The organism is Anaerolineales bacterium, from assembly GCA_025808555.1.
In the GTDB taxonomy this organism is placed as follows: domain Bacteria; phylum Chloroflexota; class Anaerolineae; order Anaerolineales; family UBA11579; genus JAMCZK01.
In genome coordinates this window covers 1,832,195-1,850,166 of sequence record CP075526.1, presented here as the reverse complement: position 1 = coordinate 1,850,166, position 17,972 = coordinate 1,832,195, and the positions used below count along the sequence as shown (strand labels likewise).

Sequence of the window (17,972 nt, the reverse complement as noted above, 5' to 3'; positions counted from 1 at the left end):
ATCATACGCGCGCCTTTAGCCTGAAAATGCCAAAAAGTTTTAACCAATTCGTCGGGAAGTTAAAAGTGCAAACTTTACGGGGGAAAGTATTAATCTCAAATGTAATCTTTTATTCGGGCTTGCTGAACGCCCGCACCGCCGGCACGATGAACACTACAAAGAAGCCCACCAAGACCAGCACATCCACGCCCACCGGGTGCAGGCGGCTGGCGGCCAGGAAGCCTGGCTCCGCTGCCCCAGCCAGCGCCACCTGGCGCAACGCATCAGTGGCGTACGCCATAGGGTTGACCCGCACCAGAATATTCATCCACACTGGCAGCCCGGCCAGCGGGAACAGCGCCCCGGACAGCAGGAACAGCGGCATCATCAGAAAATTAATGATCACGTTGTAGCCTTCAATACCGCGCAGCCGCGTCGAGACCAGCAAACCGAGCGCCGTGCACACCGCGGCCAGCACCGCCATGATGCCCAGCAGTACCGCCACCTGCCCCAGCGTCAGCGGCAGCCCCAGCAGCCAGGCCAGCGGCAGGGTCAGCACGCCTTGCAGCAGCGCGATAGTTGTTCCGCTGGCCACCTTGCCTAACGCCACCGCCAGGCGCGGCGCGGGCGAAACAAGCACCTCTTTCAAGAAGCCAAACTCTCGGTCATATACCACCGAGATGGCGGTGAACAGCGCTGTGAACATGATCGTCAGGCCGATCACGCCGGGATACACGAACGCCGTAAAACTCACCCCACCCAGCGGCGCCGTGCCCGATAGCAGGCCAGACAGCCCGCTGCCAAAGATCGCCAGATACAGCAGCGGCTGTGCCAGCGAAGTGAATATCCGCGAGCGGTTGCGCAGGAAACGGGTCAGGTCGCGCAACCATATCGTATACAGCGCGCTCACCGGCCACCTCGCCCGCCGCGGCCCATCCGTCGCCCCAGCGCTTGTGTGGTATCCGCCGTCTCCGACCGTATCGCCCGCCCGGTCAACTTGATGAACACATCCTCTAATGAAGGACGGCGCAGATTGATCGCCTGCACCGCAATCCCCGCTCCCTCCAGCAAGCCCACCAGTTGAGGGATCCGTCGCGGCCCATCGGCCACTTCCACCATCAGGCCGTCCGGCCCGGGCTGCGCTTCCAGCTGCGCCTGCTGGTGCAGCAGGGCGCTGGCCGCCTGCCCATCCGCCACGCGGATGTGGAGCACATCCCCGCCCAGCCCGGCCTTGAGCGCGGCCGATGTATCCAGCGCCACCAGGCGCCCGCGATCAATAATGGCTACTCGATCGCAATCCTCGGCCTCTTCCAGATAATGGGTGGTCAAAAAGACGGTCACGCCGCTTTCCCTGCGCAAGGTCGCCAGATAGTCCCATATGGCATTACGGGTCTGCGGATCAAGCCCCACCGTGGGCTCATCGAGGAACAGCACCTGCGGTTGGTGCAGCAACCCGCGGGCCAGCTCCAGCCGGCGACGCATCCCGCCGGAGAAGTTGCGCACCGGCTCGTGCTGGCGCTCGGCCAGTTCCACCAGCGCCAGCAGCTCCGCCGCCCGCTGGCGAAACAGCGGCCGCGGCATGCTGTAGATGCGGGCGTGAAAATCCAAATTCTCCCAAGCGGTCAGCTGCTCATCCAGGCTCGGCCCCTGGAACACCACACCGATCCGGCGGCGCACATCAGCCGGCTGGCGGGCTACGTCGTAGCCCGCTACGCGGGCGCTGCCGCGGCTGGGCCGCAGCAGCGTGGTCAGCACGCCCACCGTGGTGGTCTTGCCGCCCCCATTCGGGCCCAGCAGGGCGAACAACTCGCCTTGCATAACGGTCAGGTTCAGCGCATCCACCGCTACCAAGTCGCCATAGCTGCGCCCCAACCCCTGTGCTTCGATCACAATAGACATATAGCGAATGATACTGCTTATGCCTCAAAAGCTATGTCTGCGCAAGCAGGCATGGCTGTTGGAAGCACATTTCCTTGCATGTATGCCTCTAAAATGGCATACTACTTTTCCAAATCAGCATGGCAGCCACAAATTTACGCGACTATTTACAGGCAATCGAGCATCTCATCGATTCAAACCAGGTCGAAGACGCCCTGGCCCACTGCCGCCATGTGCTCAAAACCTTCCCCAAGAACATAGATACCTACCGCCTGATGGGCAAGGCCTACCTGGAGAGCAAGCGCCATAGCGAGGCCAGTGACCTGTTCCAGCGCGTGCTTTCTTCCATCCCTGATGATTTCGTAGCCCATATCGGCATGAGCATCATCCGCGAGGATGAGGGCCATCTCGATGCCGCAATTTGGCACATGGAGCGCGCCTTCGAGTCACAGCCTTCCAACAAGGCCGTGCAGGGTGAAGTGCGTCGCCTGTTCGGCATGCGTGAAGGCTATGAGCCGCCCAAGGTGCGCCTGACGCGTGGCGCCCTGGCGCGCATGTATTCTCACGGCGACCTTTACAGCCAAGCCATCGGCGAGCTGCGTAATGCGCTGGCCGAGGACGCCCAGCGCCCGGACCTGCAAACCCTGCTGGCCGAGATGTACTTCAAGAATAACCAGCACGCCGAAGCCAGCGAGATGTGCAACCAGATCATCCAAAAGCTACCGTATTGTCTGTACGCCAACCGCGTCATGGTGGATATATTGCGCAACGCCCAGCGTGATGTGGAAGCCAACCCCTATTGGGAGCGCGTAGAAGAGCTGGACCCCTACGCCGCCCAGGTCAGCACTCTCAAAGATGTCGCTCAGGTGCCTGCTGAGAGCGTGATGCTCGAAGCGTTGGAGCTCGACAGCCCGATGCTGCTGGGCGCACCCGCCCGCACGGCTGAAGCACACGAAGCCGCCTTTGAGAAAGAAGACCTGCCAGACTGGCTTTCGGTTGAAAGCGCGGACGCACAAGACGAGCCCGCCGCAGAAGAAGGTTCCGTGCTGAGCCAGCTGGAAGGCCTGGAGCCGGAAGCTGGCAGCGCCTTCATGGATGAGCTGCCAGACAACATGTCTTCAGACCAATCGCCATTCAGGACCGGCGCGCTGCAGCCCGATGAGATCCCAGACTGGCTGCGCGAGCTGCGCCCGGGCAGCACGCCTCCCGCAGCGGCTCTGCCGCCTGACGAGCCGCCCGGCAAACGCTGGACTGAAGAGTTCGCCCAGGCTGGTTTTAACCCCACTGGCCCGCTCAATCTCGAGCCGCAAGACGAGCCTGAGGCTGAACCCAGCCCGCCCGCCGCGCAACACGAGGAACCGACCCCCAGCCAACCTGGCGGCAAGCCGACCGGCTGGCTGCCCACCGGTGAGCTCAACTGGCTGGATTCTGGATTCAACGAGGATAACGAGGATGAGGAGCAGCCTGCAGCCGAGGCTGCCGCAGCCACTTCCGGCCAGGCTGAGCCTGAGGTTCCGCAATGGCTGGCAGAACTCAACGAAAACGAGTTGGAGCACACCCAGCCCACCCGTCCCGTTGCCAGCGCGTTTACTGATGCGCCCGCCTTTATTGACCCGGCTGGCGATGAAACGCCAGAAGCAGACGAGCCCGTTCAAGAACAGGCTGAGCCTGTCAAACACCCAACTGAACCTGCCGCCAACTGGCTCAATGACCTGCAAGCCAGCTCTGGCATGCAAGATGACCAAGATGATTCAGAGGCCGATGAGCCTCTGGCCGCCGATGCTGACAGCACCCAGCGCTTTGACTCCCTGGGCTGGCAAGACGCCGAGGATGCGCCGGTCAGTGAGCCGCCGGCCGGGCTCGCTGAGCCTGCTGAATCAGAAGCCGAGGCCGAAGACCCCCAAACTACCCCCGCCGATGACGAGCAGGACACGCTGAATTGGCTGGAAGGTTTGGCGGCGCGACGCGGCGCGGCCGAGGAAGAGCTGCTCACCGACCCCGAGCAGCGCCGCACCTCCAAGCCTGAGTGGTTGAGCGCCGAGCAGACAGCACCTACCCCTACCGAAGCTGTTCCCACTCCATTGAGCGAGAACCTGAACTGGCTTGATGAGCTGGCCGCCGCGGCCGACCCGGTGGATGCAGCGACTGAAGAGCCTACCGAAGAACCTGCCGAGCGCGAGGCGCTCAGCGGGCTGGAAGTCGACTCGCCTTTCAGTCAGCCAGACGAAGCCGAGCTCGCTGACAATGAAGTCGAGAAGACCACCCCCGGCTGGCTGCGCCAGTTCACCGGCTCACTCGAAAGCGCGGACGCCCCCAGCGAACCGATCGTACCGCGCCAATTGGACGATGCGCCCGACTGGTTGAGCGAACTGCGCCCGCAGGACGAACCACAGCCAACCGGCGAGCTACAGGCCGAGGCTGCGCCTGACACTGAGCCTGAAAGCAATGAGATCCCTGACTGGCTGAGCCAGCTCAGCCGCGAGCAGGACCAGGCTGCCAGCCTGCCGCCAGCCGCGGCGCAACAGCCCAGCACGCATTCGCAAGACGTACCGGACTGGCTGCGCCAACTGAGCGAGCAGGAAGCCAATGGCGGCACCGGCGGCCTGCCGCCTGCGCCCCCGCAGCCGGCCAGCGAGCCAGCCGAGGCTAGCGTTGAGTGGCCCGCCGAAGAGGCGCGCGAAGACGAGACGGCTCCACCGCCGGCGATCGAGCCCACCTGGGTGCCGGCCAGCCAACTGCCGGATACTCCGAGTGCGGCACAAGCCGCAGCTGAGCCGCCGGCTGACCTTGAAGCTGAAGATGAAGAAGTGGAATACGAGACCATCACCTTCTCCGGCAGCACTAACCAACCCGTGGCTGAAGAGCCAGACGAACCGGAAGAAGTCGAAGCCGAGACCGATCAAACTGAGTACGTCTCGTTGGCTGAAGAGGATGGTGATGACGAAGATACGTACGGCGGAGACGTGCCGTACGGCGGAGACGCGCCGCACGGTGAAAACGCGCCGCACGAACCAGAAGCTACTCCCGAGCCCAGCCAGCCTGCGCAACCTGAGCCGACCAGCCGCATTGAGCCAGACCCGCAGCTTGAGCCCGTTGTCGAACCTGTGGCAACTACCGAGCCTGCCTATGCGGGGGCCAGCGCTGCCGCAGTTGAGCCCCGGCGCCCGGCTCGCAAGCGCAGCCGCGGCCTTTCGCCCGAGGAGATCGATGACCGCCTGGCTGGCGCTCGCCAGGCGCTGAGCTACGGCAACATCAACGATGCCGCCGAAGCTTACAGCTACTTCCTGCGCCGCCGCATCCGCCTTGACGATGTGATCGCTGATCTGCGGGCCGCCTCGCGCCGCTTCCCACGCCAGGTAGCCGTTTGGCAAACCCTGGGCGATGCCTATATGCGCAACAACGAGCTGACCGAGGCGCTGGATTGTTACAGCCGCGCAAAAGCCCTGCTGTAGCGCAAGCAGCCCGTGCTTACTTGGTAAAATGCTCAGAATAAAATTCTGAGCATTTTTTGTGGAGGAACATTGGAACGCAGTCTAGTACTGGTAAAGCCGGACGGTGTGCAACGTGCGCTGGTGGGTGAGATCATTGCCCGCCTGGAACGCCGCGGCCTGCGCCTGGCCGGCGCCAAGTTCATGCAGGTCAGCACGGCCCTCGCCGAGGAACACTACGCCGAGCACAACGGCAAACCCTTTTACAACGGCCTGGTGGAGTACATCACTTCGGCCCCGGTGATGGCCATGGCCTGGGAAGGCCCCAACGCCGTAGCCGCTATCCGCCAGACCATGGGTGCCACCCGCCCCACCGAAGCCGCCCCCGGCACCATTCGCCACGACTTCGGCCTGGAAGTTGGCCGTAACCTTACCCACGCCTCCGACAAGCCTGAGACTGGCGAACGCGAAGTTGGCCTATGGTTCAAGCCCGAGGAATTGGTAAGCTGGACCCGCGAGATCGACAAGTGGGTGTTTGAAGGCAAGTAACAGTTCGTGAGCATCAAAAATAGCGGCCCGGTGGGCCGCTTTTTTTGTTTCGTGCTATTGCAAGTGCAACACGACCTTGGCTTCGGTCCAGAGATCTTCCAGGCGGTAATAGTCGCGCTGGGCGTGCGAGAAGAGATGCACCATCACGCTGCCAAAATCCGCCAGCAGCCAACCTTCACCGGGTTTACCCTCCAGGCGCGGCTTGAAGCTCACTTGCGGGCGAATTTCATCCACCAGTGCATCCTGTAGCGCTTTGAGGTTACGTTCGCTGGTGCCAGAGGCAATCACAAAGTAATCAGTGATCGGCGCCTGGTTGCGCAGATCCAATACCAGAATATCCTCGCCCTTCTTGTCTTCCAGGGCGTCTACGATTTTTCGAGCCAGTTCTAATGGGTCCAAATACTTATCCTTTGGTGTGCAATTGAATTCGCACAAGAGAATTATATACGGCGCCGCTGGGTTTTAGCTGGCTCTCGAACAGCACAAGCTGTTCGAGAAGGCCGCTGGCGGCTGGCACACCTTGCTGTGCCAATGCCGGCTGCAAACCTGCCAGCTGGGCGGGCTGCGCCTCACGGCGCACCCTCGCCAGCGTGAGGTGCGGCGTGAAGGCGCGTGGCTCGCGGGCGAAGCCGTGCGCCTGCAGCGCAGCTTCCACTTCGGCGGCCAGCTGCGCTAGCGCAGCTGGCGTCTGCAAGCCTGCCCACAGCACACGCGGGCGGCGTAGGTTTGGAAATGCACCCAGACCGCTGAACGATATGGGAATGGGCGAATAGCTTTCGGCGAGCGACTGCAACACAGCCTGGATGGCCGACACTTGCGCGGGCGAGATCTCACCCAGGAATTTGAGCGTGAGATGCATATTGCTGGCCGGCACCCAACTTAACGGCGCATCAGGCAAACTGTTGCGCAGGCCGACGCTAATGGCCGCTACTGCGGCGCGTAATTCATCAGGCAGCTCGAAGGCGATAAAGGCGCGCATCAACTGAAGAAGCGCAGCAGGCGCTCGTAATCCTCCGACGTGTCCACATCGAACACAAGCGAAGTGTCCAGCCAGGGGTACCAGGTCACCTGGTGCTTTGAGAACAGGGCGCGGCCACCTGTGTCGCCTTCCAGACTGTCAAAATCTGCAAAGGTGCTGCGGTCGAACAGTACCGGGTTGGTGCGCTTGCCATCCACCAAGGTGGCAATGATCGGCGGCCGCTGTTCAGCATAATGCTCCTGCAGCGCATCCAGCAGCCGCACCGGAAGTTGCGGCTGGTCCACCACCATAAAGATGGCCGCGGCGGCCTGGGGCGGCACAGCCGCCAGGCCGGCTTTCACTGAGCTGCTTTGCCCCTGAGCCCAGTGCGCATTGTGCACAATGCGCACTGGCAGTCCATCCAACACGGCCGACACCTCGGCCGCGGCCGCGCCGGTGACCACAACCACCGGGTCCAGCCGCGCCGCCAGGGCGGTTTCGGCCACCTGGCGCACGAAGGGCTTACCCTTCCAATCCAATAGCTGCTTGGGTTGACCAAGCCGCTTGGACTCACCCGCCGCAAGAATGACGCCGGCGATCTGCTCGCTCATTGCGCGCCTCGAGCGAGGAACTCGATCAGGAGTGGGTTCACCACTTCAGGACGGTCAAAGTGCGGGATGTGGCGAGCCTGGGCAATGGGGTGGAATTCAGTCTGCGGCACCAGATTAACGAAGGTCTGTGCGTGGCGGAAAGGGACAGTTTCATCCAGCTCGCCCCAAAAAAGCTGCACCGGCTTGCCGCTTTCACCCAGGCGTTGGAACAACAGCAGATCTTCATCCAGCATGCCGCTGCGCAACGAGGAGAGCAAAGCGCGCTTGAAGCCGCGGTACTTCATCTGCTCAAAATAGCGTTGTGAGAAAGAAACAATCGCCTCGGGCGCAGGCTGGTAAAAATCAGCCAGCATGCTTTCAAGCAGCGGCTTGCGCCCCATGCGTCCCAGCATGCCGAGCAGCACCTCGCCCACCAGCGGCAAGAAGACGGCCTTGACGGCGGGCGGCAGCCCCAGGTCAAAACCCGCCGGGTCTACAAAGCTCAACCTGTCTGCACGCTTAGGAAAGCGGAAGGCAAATTCTGCCGCCACCACGCCGCCCATCGAGAGCGACACCAGGCTGGCCTGCGAGATCTTCAGCTCATCCAGCAACTCAGCCTGTTGGCGCACGAACAGCGCCTTGTCGTAGCGCGCCTCCGGCCGGTCAGACCAGCCACGGCCATATAGGTCATAGCGAATGACGCGGAAGCCGGCTTGGGCCAGCGCCGCGAACGTAGGATCCCAGATAAAGCTGGGCATTGAGAAGCCATGAATAAGCACCACCGGCTTGCCACTGGCAGGCCCGGCGCTTTCGTAATATGTCTTGCCGTCTGAGAGCTGAACCAGCGCGCCGGGTAGGCCAGCCCGGTTTTGGCGGCCCAGCCGTTCCCGCTCGCCGTAGAGCACGCGCTCAACGAATGACATCAGGCTAGCTGGGCAGTTTACCCAGGGCGCGCAGCACACGCTCGGGCACCAGCGGGAACTGGTCGATCCATACGCCGGTGGCATCGTAGACCGCGGCGGTGACCGCAGGCGAGAAGGGGATGTAAGGCATCTCAGCCATGCCGCGCACGCCCCACGGCCCATTCGGGTCGGGGAACTCCAGAATGAGCGACTGCACGCGGTCGGGCACATCCATCACAGTCGGGATCAGATAATTTGAGAAGAAGGGGGTCTTGGTGTATCCGCCCTCTTGAATGAAATTCTCCATCAAGGTGTAGCCAGCGGCCTGCACCACGGCGCCTTCGATCTGGCCTTCGATCTGCTGCAGGTTGATCGCCTTGCCCACATCGTCAGCGCAGATAACATCGGTGATATGCACTTCGCCGGTTTGGGTGTCCACTTCCACCGCCACCGCCTCGGCCACATAGCCATAGGCAAACACAGGATCGCCCTGCCCAGTCTGGGCATCCAGCAGCGTTGTGGGCGGCGGCACATACTTGAACTCGGCGATGGCCGGGCGCTCTTCGTCCTGCCAGCGCTGCAGCGCGGCATCCGCCGCGCCGCGGATGGCATTGCCCGCCATGAAGGTCAGACGCGAAGCGGAAGCCGAGCCCGAGTCGCCCGTGACGGCGGTATCCGCCACCACCATCTCGACCATGTCCACCGGCACGCCGACCGCATCGGCCGCCATTTGGCGGAAGGCGGTGTGCGCCCCCTGGCCTACATCGGAGCCGGCCTGGTGCAGCACGACTCGTTCGATCTCGGCCTGGCCGTGGATCTCGATCGTGGCGTACGCCCGTTCGGGAAAGCCAAACGAGAAGCCTACGTTCTTGAAGCCGCAGGCAATGCCCACGCCGCGCTTGATGTGCGCCGGGGCCGCCGGCAACTGCGGCCAGGCAGCCGGGCTGCGCTGCCAGACGCCGGCCTGTTCTTGCCAGCCGGCCGCCCGCGCACACGCGTCCACCACTTTGTCCAGCGAGACGCCGGGCGGCTGGCTGACGCCGGTGGCCAGGATGTCGCCATCCAGCGCCATGTTAAGCATGCGCAGCTTGACGGGGTCCATGCCCAGCGCGTCGGCCAGTTTGTTGATCTGCGACTCGGACGCGAACGCACCCTGCGGCCCACCAAAGCCACGGAAAGCGCCATTGGGAATATTGTTGGTGTACACCGTGCAAGCGTCAACATGCACGTTGGGGATCACATACGGGCCAGTAGCCAGCAGCGTTGCATTGCCCAGCACTTTGACGGAGGTGTAGATGTACGGTCCCGAGTCGGCGATGACTTCCGACTTGGCGGCAATGATCTTTCCATCCTTGGTGGCGCCCCACTTGGAGCGAATAATGTAGGGGTGGCGCTTGTGATGCCCGATCATGGACTCATAGCGGCTCCAAATGATCTTGACCGGGCGATGTATGCCGCGCTGGTGTAGACGCCAGGCGGCCAGGCCCAGCACGATTTGGATGGACATGTCCTCACGCCCACCGAAGGCGCCACCGATCGCAGGGTGAATGACACGCACCTGCTCGTCAGCCAAGCCGAGCGCATGAGCAATGGCCATGCGCTCTTCGTGCGCCCATTGGCCGGCCACTTCAACGGTGACGCGCCCCTGCTCGTCGATATAGCCCAGCCCGGCTTCGGGTGCCAGGTAGGCGTGCTCTTGCACCGGCGTGCGGTACTCACCTTCTACGATCACGTCGGCCTGCGCAAAAGCAGCCTCAATGTCGCCGCCGTAACGCACGCGGTAGCGGTGATAGGTATTGTCGCTATCGGGATGGATGCGCAAGGCATCTGGCTGCATGGCCTCTTCAGGGTCGGTGAGCACAGGCATGTCCTCATACTCGACCTTGATGAGGCTGCGCGCCGCGGCGGCGATGGCTTCGGTCTCGGCCACAATGAAGGCGACCTGGTCACCTACAAAGCGCACACGCTCGGCATACGGCTTGCTGGAGCCCGGCCCGCACAGCACCGGCTGGTCCTGCACCATCAGGCCGTATTCGTTGACCGGCACATCCTTGGCGGTGAAGATGGCGACGACGCCGGGCAAGGCTTCGGCCTCGGCGGTATCGATGGAATGGATGATGGCGTGCGGCCGCCCAGCGAACAGCACCTTGGCGTGCAATTGGTCAGGCTTGTTGATGTCGCCCGGATAGAGGGTCTGGCCGGTCACTTTGCCGTGGGCGTCAATGCGCCCGTGTGACTGGCCGATGGCGCTGGTTCTTAGCCTGCTCATTTATTCGTAGCGTCCGCGCGTCATGGTGGCCACTTCTTCGTTCAGAGGGCCGCCTGCCAGCGAATAGACGATCGAACCCAAAATGGAGAACACCAGATACAGGATCAGCGTGAGCACCAGCGTAAAGACGCCTTTGAAATAAGGACTGGCAAGCAGATCAGGATTGGCGCGGGCGCCTTCCGCGAGCGTATGGTTGTTGGCCAAAGCCCAGGCCACGATCAAGTCAGTGAAACCATAAGCAACCACCGGCAGCACGATCAACAAAATGCAGCCAATGCCGCGCCAGATGGGGTGCACGCGCCAGGGGAAGGGATCACGAGTAGGTTTGCGCAATAACATTATTGGATCTCCGTAGTGGCGGCGGCTTGCACCGCATCCAGAATCTTATAATAGCCAGTGCAGCGGCACAAATTGCCCGCCAGCGCCTCTTTCGCCTGTTGGCGGGTGGGTTGCGGATGCTCATGCAGCAGCATGGCCGCCGACATTACGAAACCTGGAGTGCAATAACCGCACTGCACAGCAGCATGGTCAATGAACGCCTGCTGCACGGGGTGCAGCTCGCCGTCTTCATTTGCCAAGCCCTCAATGGTGACGATGTTGGCGCCGTTGGCCCGGGGGGCAGGCACCAGGCAGCTCATCACCGCCTTGCCATCCATGAACACGGTGCAAGCGCCGCACTCCCCTTCTGCGCAACCTTCTTTGGTGCCGGTGAGCAGCGCGTCCTCGCGCAGCAAGCGCAGCAAGGTCTTCTCGTGGCCTGCTTCAAAGGAATACTGTGTGCCATTGATGTTAGTTTTGATGGCCGTGGCATCGAATAATCGATCAATCGATTGACCGATTGGCTCACCGTTTGGCTTCGCCAGCAAGACCGGACTTTCAGGAATACGCTCTGGCGGCTGCGGCTGGGCCAGCTCTTCGAGCAGGCGGGCCGTGGCCACACGCACCATCTCGCGGCGGTAATCAGCCGAGCTGCGGATATCGCCAATGGGCGTGGCCGCGGCCTGGGTCAGCTGTGCCGTCTGGACGATCGTCTCTTCGGTGAGGGGCTTGCCAGCCAAGTAGGCTTCGGCCTCGGGTGCACGAATGATCGTCGGGGCCACCGCACCCAGCGCAATCGTAGCCCGGCTGACCGCGCTGCCATCCATCGTGAGCACGATGGCCGCATTGATGACCGAGATGGCCTGGGCGCGGCGCAGGGTCATGCGCATGAAGGCACCGCGCTGGCTGGCTGGGTCAAGCGCCGGGAAGTTTATATCCACCAGCATCTCGACCGGCTGCATGACGGTCTTGCGCACGCCGGTATAAAACTCGGCCAACGGCACACTGCGCTCGCCGGACTGTGAGCGCAGCACCACGCTAGCGCCCAACGCGATCAGCGGCGGGATGGTGTCGTTGGCTGGGGAGGCGGTGATAAGATTGCCCGCCACGGTGCTGCGGTTGCGGATCTGCGGCGCTCCCACCTGGTAGGCGGCCTGCGCCAGCGGCAGCGCCTGCTGGCGCAGCAGCGGGCTGGCAGCGCAATCGTTGTGCGTCACCAGAGGGCCGAGGTGGATGCGGCCATCGCCGCCCTGTGTGATGGCGTTGAGCCCGGGGATGCGCGTGACGTCGATCAGGGTATGCACGCCCTTGCGGGCGCCCAGTTCATATTCAACGATCAGGTCAGTTGCGCCGGCTACAATGCGCGCCGCGCTGCCATGCTGCGCCAGAGCAGCCAAGGCATCTTCAACAGTGTGAGCGGTGATGTAATGAGACCACATGTGGCCGATATTATAAGCACTCAAGCATCAGCGAGCTTTGAAGCTTAAGCAGCAATAGAAGCTTGCGCCTGCTCGGCCAGCTCGCGCACCACCACCAGGCGGGGTTCGTCCTCGGGTAAGCCGGTGCCGGCCAGCATCAGCGTGTTCTCGGCGGCTTCCAGGATGCCGCTGGCCTCGCGGCCGTCCATGGCCAATAGCGGCGCAGAGCCCCAGCCGCCGATGGCGACCCGCGTGCGGCCAGCCGGCCAGCGCGCCAGAACCAGCCAGGCGCCGTCGGCCACGAAGCTCTCCAAACGGGCGGCGGTGCTGAAGCTTAGGGCGGCCACGGCCGGCTCGCCCGCCGTGGCACGCAAGGCCAGCCAATTCCCGTAGCTTTGGGCGGCGCCGTCCTGCAATTCAAGCTCGGCGTCCAGGGCCAGCATAGCGGCGGCCAGCAGCGAGCCGCCGCTGGCGGCGAGCAGTTGCGGCAGCGCAAGCTGGCTGGCAGCTAGCTCGGCGTCACGCGCAATCGCGTCATACAACGCGGGCTGCAAGCCGGCAGATTCGGCCAGCGCTTGCAGGCTGGCTGCGGCGCCAATGCGCAGGGTGTTGCCTTTTAGGGTTACTTCGCTCATGCTATTCTGAATCCGGATACACGCGCCAACCGAGCTCATCCAGCGCAACGCCTTCCAGATCCTCCGGAGGCAGGGCGACCATCAGGGCTTCGCCTTCGGCCAACAGCTCACCGCTGGCATCGTAGATGGCGGTACGGGCTTCAGCCACACGGCCGCGGTCTTTGACCGCAATACCCGTGATACGCAGGGGCTGCTCTACCGGAACATGCTTGCGGAACTTGGTGGTGAGGCGGGCGGTATACATGAAGCGATTATGGTCTTGCAGCATAAACACGCGGCTGACCGCCTCGTCCATAATGGTGCTGATGACCCCGCCGTGCACAAGGCCAGGGTAGCCTTCATAGACCCTGGGCACAGTGTAATTGCACACTACCCCGCCCTCCTGTACCGGATCAGCATACATTTCCAGCTTGAGGCCGATCGGATTCTCCATGCCGCAAGCGAAGCAATTACGCGAGTTGGGGAGCTTATTAGCCAGCATTCACTCCGCCTTCGTTTTCCATTCTGAGTTGAAGAAAATCCAGATCCTCTGGAACGTCCACGTCATGGGAGAGCGATGGCAACTCAACGATATGCAACTGCGCTCCGGCGGCGCCGGCCCTGGCGCTGTGCGTGGCGAACGAGCCTTCGCCAAACGCATACTCGATCAACCCAGCTGGGTTAATGTAAAGAGCATTGGTGCCCTCATGATGATGGTCAGGAGCGATCACCACGCCGGGCGCCTCGCTGCCGGCTTGCAGCATGGTAGCCACATCAGCCGGGCTGAGCTGCGGCAGGTCTGCCGGGACCACCAGCACGCTGGTGGCAGTATAGGTCTGCGCCACGGCCGTGGCGCGCTGCAAGGCTACGTTGAGGTGCGGCGCGCCGTCCTCCTGCAGCGTGCGGGCGCCGCGCTCGCGCGCCAGCGCCAGGGCCGCGGGATCTCGGCTCACCACCAGCACTTCGCCCAGCGCTTCGACGCTCTTGAGCGCATCAATGGTGTGCAGCAGCATGCGCTCGTTGAGCGCAGCGCGGTCATCTTCGGAGAGCACCGAGGCCAGACGGGATTTGCCGCGGCGCAAGGGTTTAACGGGAACAATCGCCCAAATTGACATGCACGTTCCTTTGGCTAGCTAGTGGGGTCATGCACTGAGCAGGTTACGACCAAAAGCGAGGACTTCGTTGGCCAGTTGAACACGGTGTGCGCGTTCCTTCATCACAGTGGCAGTTGACATAGGGATTATACCGAGCGCGGCGATGGCTTCGGTTTGCTCAACATCCACCTCATCGAATACAAATCCGCGTAGCAAGCTACCGTAGTGCTGCGCCACCGCAAGCGCGCTAGGCACGATGCCCAACTCGCTGAACATCTTGGCCGCCGGGCCCTTGATGGCCTGCCCGCCCACAATGGGCGAGACGGCGATGATGGGTTTGGCGGCCAGGGCGGTCTGCAAGCCGGGCACCGCCAGGATCGGCGCAACGCTCACCCAGGGGTTGGATGGGCACACGACCACCAGGTCGGCGGCGGCCGCAGCTTCCAGCACGCCGGGGGCGGGCTGCGCCTGCGCCACGCCGTCAAAACGGAAGCTGCTCACCACCGGCTCGCAGCGGCGGGCGACAAAATATTCCTGAAAGGCCAGTTCGCCTTCATTCGTGCTCACGAAGGTGCGCACGGGCTGGTCGCTCATCGGGAGCACGCGGGTGCGGATGCCCCACGCCGCGCAGAAGTCTGCGGTGATGGCGCTGAGCGCATCGCCGGCGCGCAGGCGGCGCGTGCGCTCCAGGTGGGTGCCCAGGTCACGGTCGCCCAACCAGAACCAGGTGGGGCCGCCGAGCAACTCCACGCTGTTCATGGCCTGCTGGGTCTCGCCTACGCGGCCCCAGCCGGTTTGCGGGTTGGCCAGGCCGGCCAGTGTGTAGCAAACCGTATCCAGGTCAGGACAGATGGTGAGGCCAAAGTGCTCAAAGTCATCCCCTGTATTGACGATGATCGTCAGGTCTTCAGGTGGCAATACTTGTGCCAGGCCATCAGCCAGTTTGGCGCCACCCACTCCGCCAGCCAGTGCAAGCACTTTCATGGCGTTACTGGCTGGCGCGCACAAGGGCGCGGAACAGGCTTTGCATGCGGGCATCCTGAGGCAAACACTCAGGATGCCACTGCACGCCCACGGCGAAGGGATGCTCCGGAAGCTCGATTGCTTCAATCAGGCCATCCGGCGCACTGGCGACTGCTTTGAAGTCTGCCGCCAGTTCTTTGATGCCCTGGTGATGCAGGCTGTTGACCTGCACGATCGGCTCGCCCAGAATTTCGGCCAGGCGGCTGCCTTCGCTCACCTGGACCGGATGCGCCAAATAATCCCACGGATGGTCCGGAAAGTTGGTGTGCTGCAATGCGCCTGGCAGCTGGTCAGGAATATGCGTGTATAGCGTGCCGCCAAAGGCTACGTTGGCAATTTGCAAACCGCGGCAGATGCCCAGAAAAGGCTTGTTGTCTTGCGCGGCCTGGCGCACCATCTGAATTTCGATCTCATCACGTTCTGCATCCAGGTCATACAGCTTCTGGTGCGGCTCGCCGTCAAAGCGATGGATCTCAATATCGCCACCGCCAGTGAACACGAGCCCATCCAACCCCCCCAACAGTTCACTCAACTTATCCAGCGGCAGATTGAGCGGGATCAGCACGGGAATGGCCCCGGCACGCACCAGCGCTTCACTGTAAGGGCGCGGGGTTTGAATGACATCGTTCTGATACAGGTCAGAACGCCCGTTGCGGGTGGTAACACCGATCAAAGGGCTAGGCATGGGCACATTCTACTTGCACTACACCCAGCACGTGACTTCATTCACGCTGTGGCGCTCCCGCGGCTTGGGCTCGCCCGAAGGGTAGCCGAGCAACACTACGCCCTGCGCCTGCCAGCTATCCGGCAGCGCCAGCGCGTAGCGCGCTGCCTCCGGAGCGAACAACGGCGCACACACCCACACGCCGCCCAGGCCTTCGGCGTGAGCGGCCAGCAACAACTGCCCGCCAGCCAAGGCCACGCTCTGCATCGCCATGGCTTGCTCGCCCTGGGTGCGCGCCGGGTCGGCGTACGTATTCAGCACGCTGGTATCCAGGCACAACAGCATCGCGGCCGGCGCCTCTTGCAAGCGCACCTGCGAGCGGGCCAACTGGGCCGCGATCTGCTCAGCGCTCAAGCCTTCGGCCTGCAACGCGGATTCAAACTCTTGCCCCATGGCGGCCGCCAATTGCTGGCGGCTGTCTTCGCTCTCCAGAATCACAAACCGCCAAGGCTGGCGGTTGTGAGCGTTAGGCGCGTGGGTAGCCGTCTCGATCAGGCGCTCGAGCAACGCCCGCGGCACTGCCTGCTGCGTAAAGCGGCGCGTAGAGCGCCGCGAGCGCAGCCAGGCCTGCAGATCGGCAGCGGCTAATTCTGGGGCGGCCACAGCGTGATGCTGTCCGTGTGTACGATGAATTTCATGCGTTCCACGCCAGGGAAGAGCTTGAAATCCTGCCCGGTGTATTTGCGTGAGAGCTGATGGGTGTGCTCAACCGCCTCCACGGTGGTGATCTCCACCCGGCCGCGCGCCTGAAAGTACATATGGGGATTCTTGGGGTCAGGGATCGCTACTGCGATGTTTGGATTCTTGCTCAACAGCTTGTACTTGGCGGATCTATCCGTCGTATTGAACAGAATGTGCTCACCATCCGTGTTGAACCACACACAGGTCAGTTGAGGCTGGCCGTCCTCAGACGCGGTGGCCACCCAGGCATATGCCTGGGTCTCATCCTGCAGGAGATAACGGTACTTTTCGGGAAGCAGGGTTGCAATGCTCATATCAGCCTCCGCTGGTGAAGATCTTTTTCGGCTTGATCTTATAGATCACGCGCACCTGACCGGGACGTTTGGGAAAATCCTTGCCGTCGTAGATGTGGGAGAGCTTGTTGATGTGCTCGTAACCGCCCTCTTCGGTCACTTCATCCACCATGCCGCGGATCAGAATGTAGCGATAAGGGTCCTTGGGGTCAGGAATGCTGAGGGCTACATTGGGACGCGCCGTCATGTTCTTGTCCTTGAGGCGGCCGCGGGCGGTATTGACCACAATGTGCTCACCTTCGACGTTGAACCAGACAGGGCTCACCTGGGGTGAACCATCTTGCAGCGTGGTCGCCAAGAACACGAAGGCACGCGTTTCATCCTTGAGAAGGTCTTGGAAATTTTCGGGCACTTTGTTCATGGGTATGCTCCTTTGCAAGCAATGATAGTTAGATGATCGGCTGCCAGCCTATCTTACCGAAACTCGTCGCGCTCACGCGGGCGCAGCAGTTCGCCCAGGCTAGCCTCGCGCAGGGCGTAGGGGAAGCCGCGCACATGCACGGCCGGGCAACCTTCAGCCGCCTGGCCCATGGCCAGGCTGGCGGCGGCGGCCAGCTCGTCGGCGGCGGCCAGCTGCGTCACGCGCAGCGGACGGCCCGCCAGGTCTGGCGTGCCGCGCAGGTCCACCAGGCCGGGCAACCCGCTCAGGCCGATGGTGGCGCCCAGCGTGCCCTCGCGCCAGGCGCGGCCATGCGAATCAATGATGAGTACGCCAATGCTGGCATCACCCAATTGCGCAGCGCTGGCGGTTTGCAGGGTGGCACGCAGGCGGCCGGCGCTGGCGTCCGGGTCCTCGGGCAGCAAAAGGTGCGCATCCTCATCTGAGCCGGGCAAGTTGGAGTGGTCTATACCGGCGTTGGCGCTAACGAATCCCAGACGGTGTTCAACGATCAGCAGGCCTGGGCGGGCGCGCAGCACTTCGTTGCTCTCGTCAAGGATCAACTGCACCAGCCGCGGGTCTTTCTCGGTCAGTGTGGCGAGCTCCAACGCACGTTCACTCGGCGTCACTTCGCTAAGGGCGCGATAGCGGCCCTCGGCCTTGGAGACGATCTTCTGCGCCAGCACCACTATGTCGCCATCCTGCAGGGTCAACCCCTGGCGCAGGATCGCAGCCAGCAGCAGCGCAGCCAGGTCATCACCCGGCTGCACCAGCGGCAGGCCCAGGAGTGGCGTAAGTACGAGCGGCTTCACGGT

Annotated in this window: 20 protein-coding genes; 2 read left to right on the top strand and 18 right to left on the bottom strand. The window is 62.7% G+C overall.

All coding sequences use genetic code 11. The annotated features are described in order from the left end of the window. Window positions 1-109 precede the first annotated feature (109 nt). Window positions 110-889: an ABC transporter permease gene (locus KIT08_09235; GenBank protein ID UYN89270.1), complete on the bottom strand. Its 780-nt coding sequence runs from the start codon at window positions 887-889 to the stop codon at window positions 110-112. Next, complete coding sequence (locus KIT08_09230; GenBank protein ID UYN89269.1) at window positions 886-1,878, bottom strand: ATP-binding cassette domain-containing protein; 993 nt, start codon at window positions 1,876-1,878, stop codon at window positions 886-888. The genes KIT08_09235 and KIT08_09230 overlap by 4 nt, the downstream gene beginning before the upstream one ends. 119 nt (window positions 1,879-1,997) lie before the next feature. Here KIT08_09230 and KIT08_09225 point away from each other — a divergent pair, with 119 nt between their 5' ends. Next, on the top strand, window positions 1,998-5,309 hold the full coding sequence (locus KIT08_09225; protein UYN89268.1) for a tetratricopeptide repeat protein: 3,312 nt from the start codon (window positions 1,998-2,000) through the stop codon (window positions 5,307-5,309). A gap of 69 nt (window positions 5,310-5,378) precedes the next feature. Next, the gene (gene ndk / locus KIT08_09220) at window positions 5,379-5,834 is read left to right on the top strand and encodes a nucleoside-diphosphate kinase (protein UYN89267.1); all 456 of its coding nucleotides are present in this window, start codon (window positions 5,379-5,381) and stop codon (window positions 5,832-5,834) included. A 54-nt stretch (window positions 5,835-5,888) separates the two neighbouring features. Here ndk and rsfS read toward each other — a convergent pair whose 3' ends face one another. From rsfS to cofE, 16 genes are read right to left on the bottom strand one after another with little or no spacing between them, the layout of a single operon-like run. Continuing rightward, window positions 5,889-6,233 carry a ribosome silencing factor gene (gene rsfS, locus KIT08_09215; protein UYN89266.1) on the bottom strand — a complete coding sequence of 115 codons (345 nt, stop codon included), beginning with the start codon at window positions 6,231-6,233 and terminating at the stop codon, window positions 5,889-5,891. A 4-nt stretch (window positions 6,234-6,237) separates the two neighbouring features. After that, window positions 6,238-6,813: an RNA 2',3'-cyclic phosphodiesterase gene (thpR, locus tag KIT08_09210; GenBank protein ID UYN89265.1), complete on the bottom strand. Its 576-nt coding sequence runs from the start codon at window positions 6,811-6,813 to the stop codon at window positions 6,238-6,240. Further along, window positions 6,813-7,403: a nucleotidyltransferase family protein gene (locus KIT08_09205; protein ID UYN89264.1), complete on the bottom strand. Its 591-nt coding sequence runs from the start codon at window positions 7,401-7,403 to the stop codon at window positions 6,813-6,815. The genes thpR and KIT08_09205 overlap by 1 nt, the downstream gene beginning before the upstream one ends. Beyond that, entirely contained in the window at window positions 7,400-8,305 is a 906-nt protein-coding gene (locus KIT08_09200; protein UYN89263.1) for an alpha/beta fold hydrolase, read from the bottom strand. Before KIT08_09200 ends, KIT08_09205 begins: the two co-directional genes overlap by 4 nt. Before the next feature lie 4 nt (window positions 8,306-8,309). Continuing rightward, window positions 8,310-10,553, bottom strand: coding sequence for a molybdopterin-dependent oxidoreductase (locus KIT08_09195; protein ID UYN89262.1), 2,244 nt, complete (start codon window positions 10,551-10,553; stop codon window positions 8,310-8,312). Further along, on the bottom strand, window positions 10,554-10,892 hold the full coding sequence (locus tag KIT08_09190; GenBank protein UYN89261.1) for a hypothetical protein: 339 nt from the start codon (window positions 10,890-10,892) through the stop codon (window positions 10,554-10,556). Beyond that, entirely contained in the window at window positions 10,892-12,310 is a 1,419-nt protein-coding gene (locus KIT08_09185; protein ID UYN89260.1) for an FAD binding domain-containing protein, read from the bottom strand. The genes KIT08_09190 and KIT08_09185 overlap by 1 nt, the downstream gene beginning before the upstream one ends. Before the next feature lie 44 nt (window positions 12,311-12,354). Further along, window positions 12,355-12,924, bottom strand: a complete 570-nt coding sequence (locus KIT08_09180; protein ID UYN89259.1) for a hypothetical protein — start codon at window positions 12,922-12,924, stop codon at window positions 12,355-12,357. Window position 12,925: 1 nt separating this feature from the next. Then, complete coding sequence (locus KIT08_09175; protein UYN89258.1) at window positions 12,926-13,405, bottom strand: PaaI family thioesterase; 480 nt, start codon at window positions 13,403-13,405, stop codon at window positions 12,926-12,928. Continuing rightward, window positions 13,395-14,018 carry a 2-phospho-L-lactate guanylyltransferase gene (cofC, locus tag KIT08_09170; protein ID UYN89257.1) on the bottom strand — a complete coding sequence of 208 codons (624 nt, stop codon included), beginning with the start codon at window positions 14,016-14,018 and terminating at the stop codon, window positions 13,395-13,397. The genes KIT08_09175 and cofC overlap by 11 nt, the downstream gene beginning before the upstream one ends. 27 nt (window positions 14,019-14,045) lie before the next feature. Continuing rightward, a complete protein-coding gene (locus KIT08_09165) occupies window positions 14,046-14,981 on the bottom strand; it encodes a 2-phospho-L-lactate transferase (GenBank protein ID UYN89256.1) in 936 nt (311 codons plus the stop codon). A 4-nt stretch (window positions 14,982-14,985) separates the two neighbouring features. After that, window positions 14,986-15,705 carry a gamma-glutamyl-gamma-aminobutyrate hydrolase family protein gene (locus tag KIT08_09160; protein ID UYN89255.1) on the bottom strand — a complete coding sequence of 240 codons (720 nt, stop codon included), beginning with the start codon at window positions 15,703-15,705 and terminating at the stop codon, window positions 14,986-14,988. Between the two features lie 18 nt (window positions 15,706-15,723). Next, on the bottom strand, window positions 15,724-16,347 hold the full coding sequence (locus KIT08_09155) for a nitroreductase family protein (protein ID UYN89254.1): 624 nt from the start codon (window positions 16,345-16,347) through the stop codon (window positions 15,724-15,726). Continuing rightward, window positions 16,329-16,739: a pyridoxamine 5'-phosphate oxidase family protein gene (locus KIT08_09150; GenBank protein UYN89253.1), complete on the bottom strand. Its 411-nt coding sequence runs from the start codon at window positions 16,737-16,739 to the stop codon at window positions 16,329-16,331. Before KIT08_09150 ends, KIT08_09155 begins: the two co-directional genes overlap by 19 nt. Before the next feature lies 1 nt (window position 16,740). Beyond that, complete coding sequence (locus tag KIT08_09145) at window positions 16,741-17,139, bottom strand: PPOX class F420-dependent oxidoreductase (GenBank protein UYN89252.1); 399 nt, start codon at window positions 17,137-17,139, stop codon at window positions 16,741-16,743. Between the two features lie 53 nt (window positions 17,140-17,192). Then, window positions 17,193-17,969: a coenzyme F420-0:L-glutamate ligase gene (gene cofE / locus KIT08_09140; protein ID UYN89251.1), complete on the bottom strand. Its 777-nt coding sequence runs from the start codon at window positions 17,967-17,969 to the stop codon at window positions 17,193-17,195. Window positions 17,970-17,972: the final 3 nt, after the last annotated feature.

What these genes read in the sequence shown, in the direction of transcription:
- thpR (UYN89265.1), bottom strand. Translation starts at nt 6,813, where the DNA reads ATGCGCGCCTTTATCGCCTTCGAGCTGCCTGATGAATTACGCGCCGCA.
- KIT08_09160 (UYN89255.1), bottom strand. Translation starts at nt 15,705, where the DNA reads ATGCCTAGCCCTTTGATCGGTGTTACCACCCGCAACGGGCGTTCTGAC.
- KIT08_09165 (UYN89256.1), bottom strand. Translation starts at nt 14,981, where the DNA reads ATGAAAGTGCTTGCACTGGCTGGCGGAGTGGGTGGCGCCAAACTGGCT.
- KIT08_09150 (UYN89253.1), bottom strand. Translation starts at nt 16,739, where the DNA reads ATGAGCATTGCAACCCTGCTTCCCGAAAAGTACCGTTATCTCCTGCAG.
- KIT08_09175 (UYN89258.1), bottom strand. Translation starts at nt 13,405, where the DNA reads ATGCTGGCTAATAAGCTCCCCAACTCGCGTAATTGCTTCGCTTGCGGC.
- KIT08_09225 (UYN89268.1), top strand. Translation starts at nt 1,998, where the DNA reads ATGGCAGCCACAAATTTACGCGACTATTTACAGGCAATCGAGCATCTC.
- KIT08_09145 (UYN89252.1), bottom strand. Translation starts at nt 17,139, where the DNA reads ATGAACAAAGTGCCCGAAAATTTCCAAGACCTTCTCAAGGATGAAACG.
- KIT08_09230 (UYN89269.1), bottom strand. Translation starts at nt 1,878, where the DNA reads ATGTCTATTGTGATCGAAGCACAGGGGTTGGGGCGCAGCTATGGCGAC.
- cofC (UYN89257.1), bottom strand. Translation starts at nt 14,018, where the DNA reads ATGTCAATTTGGGCGATTGTTCCCGTTAAACCCTTGCGCCGCGGCAAA.
- KIT08_09190 (UYN89261.1), bottom strand. Translation starts at nt 10,892, where the DNA reads ATGTTATTGCGCAAACCTACTCGTGATCCCTTCCCCTGGCGCGTGCAC.
- KIT08_09180 (UYN89259.1), bottom strand. Translation starts at nt 12,924, where the DNA reads ATGAGCGAAGTAACCCTAAAAGGCAACACCCTGCGCATTGGCGCCGCA.
- KIT08_09200 (UYN89263.1), bottom strand. Translation starts at nt 8,305, where the DNA reads ATGTCATTCGTTGAGCGCGTGCTCTACGGCGAGCGGGAACGGCTGGGC.
- KIT08_09195 (UYN89262.1), bottom strand. Translation starts at nt 10,553, where the DNA reads ATGAGCAGGCTAAGAACCAGCGCCATCGGCCAGTCACACGGGCGCATT.
- KIT08_09205 (UYN89264.1), bottom strand. Translation starts at nt 7,403, where the DNA reads ATGAGCGAGCAGATCGCCGGCGTCATTCTTGCGGCGGGTGAGTCCAAG.
- KIT08_09185 (UYN89260.1), bottom strand. Translation starts at nt 12,310, where the DNA reads ATGTGGTCTCATTACATCACCGCTCACACTGTTGAAGATGCCTTGGCT.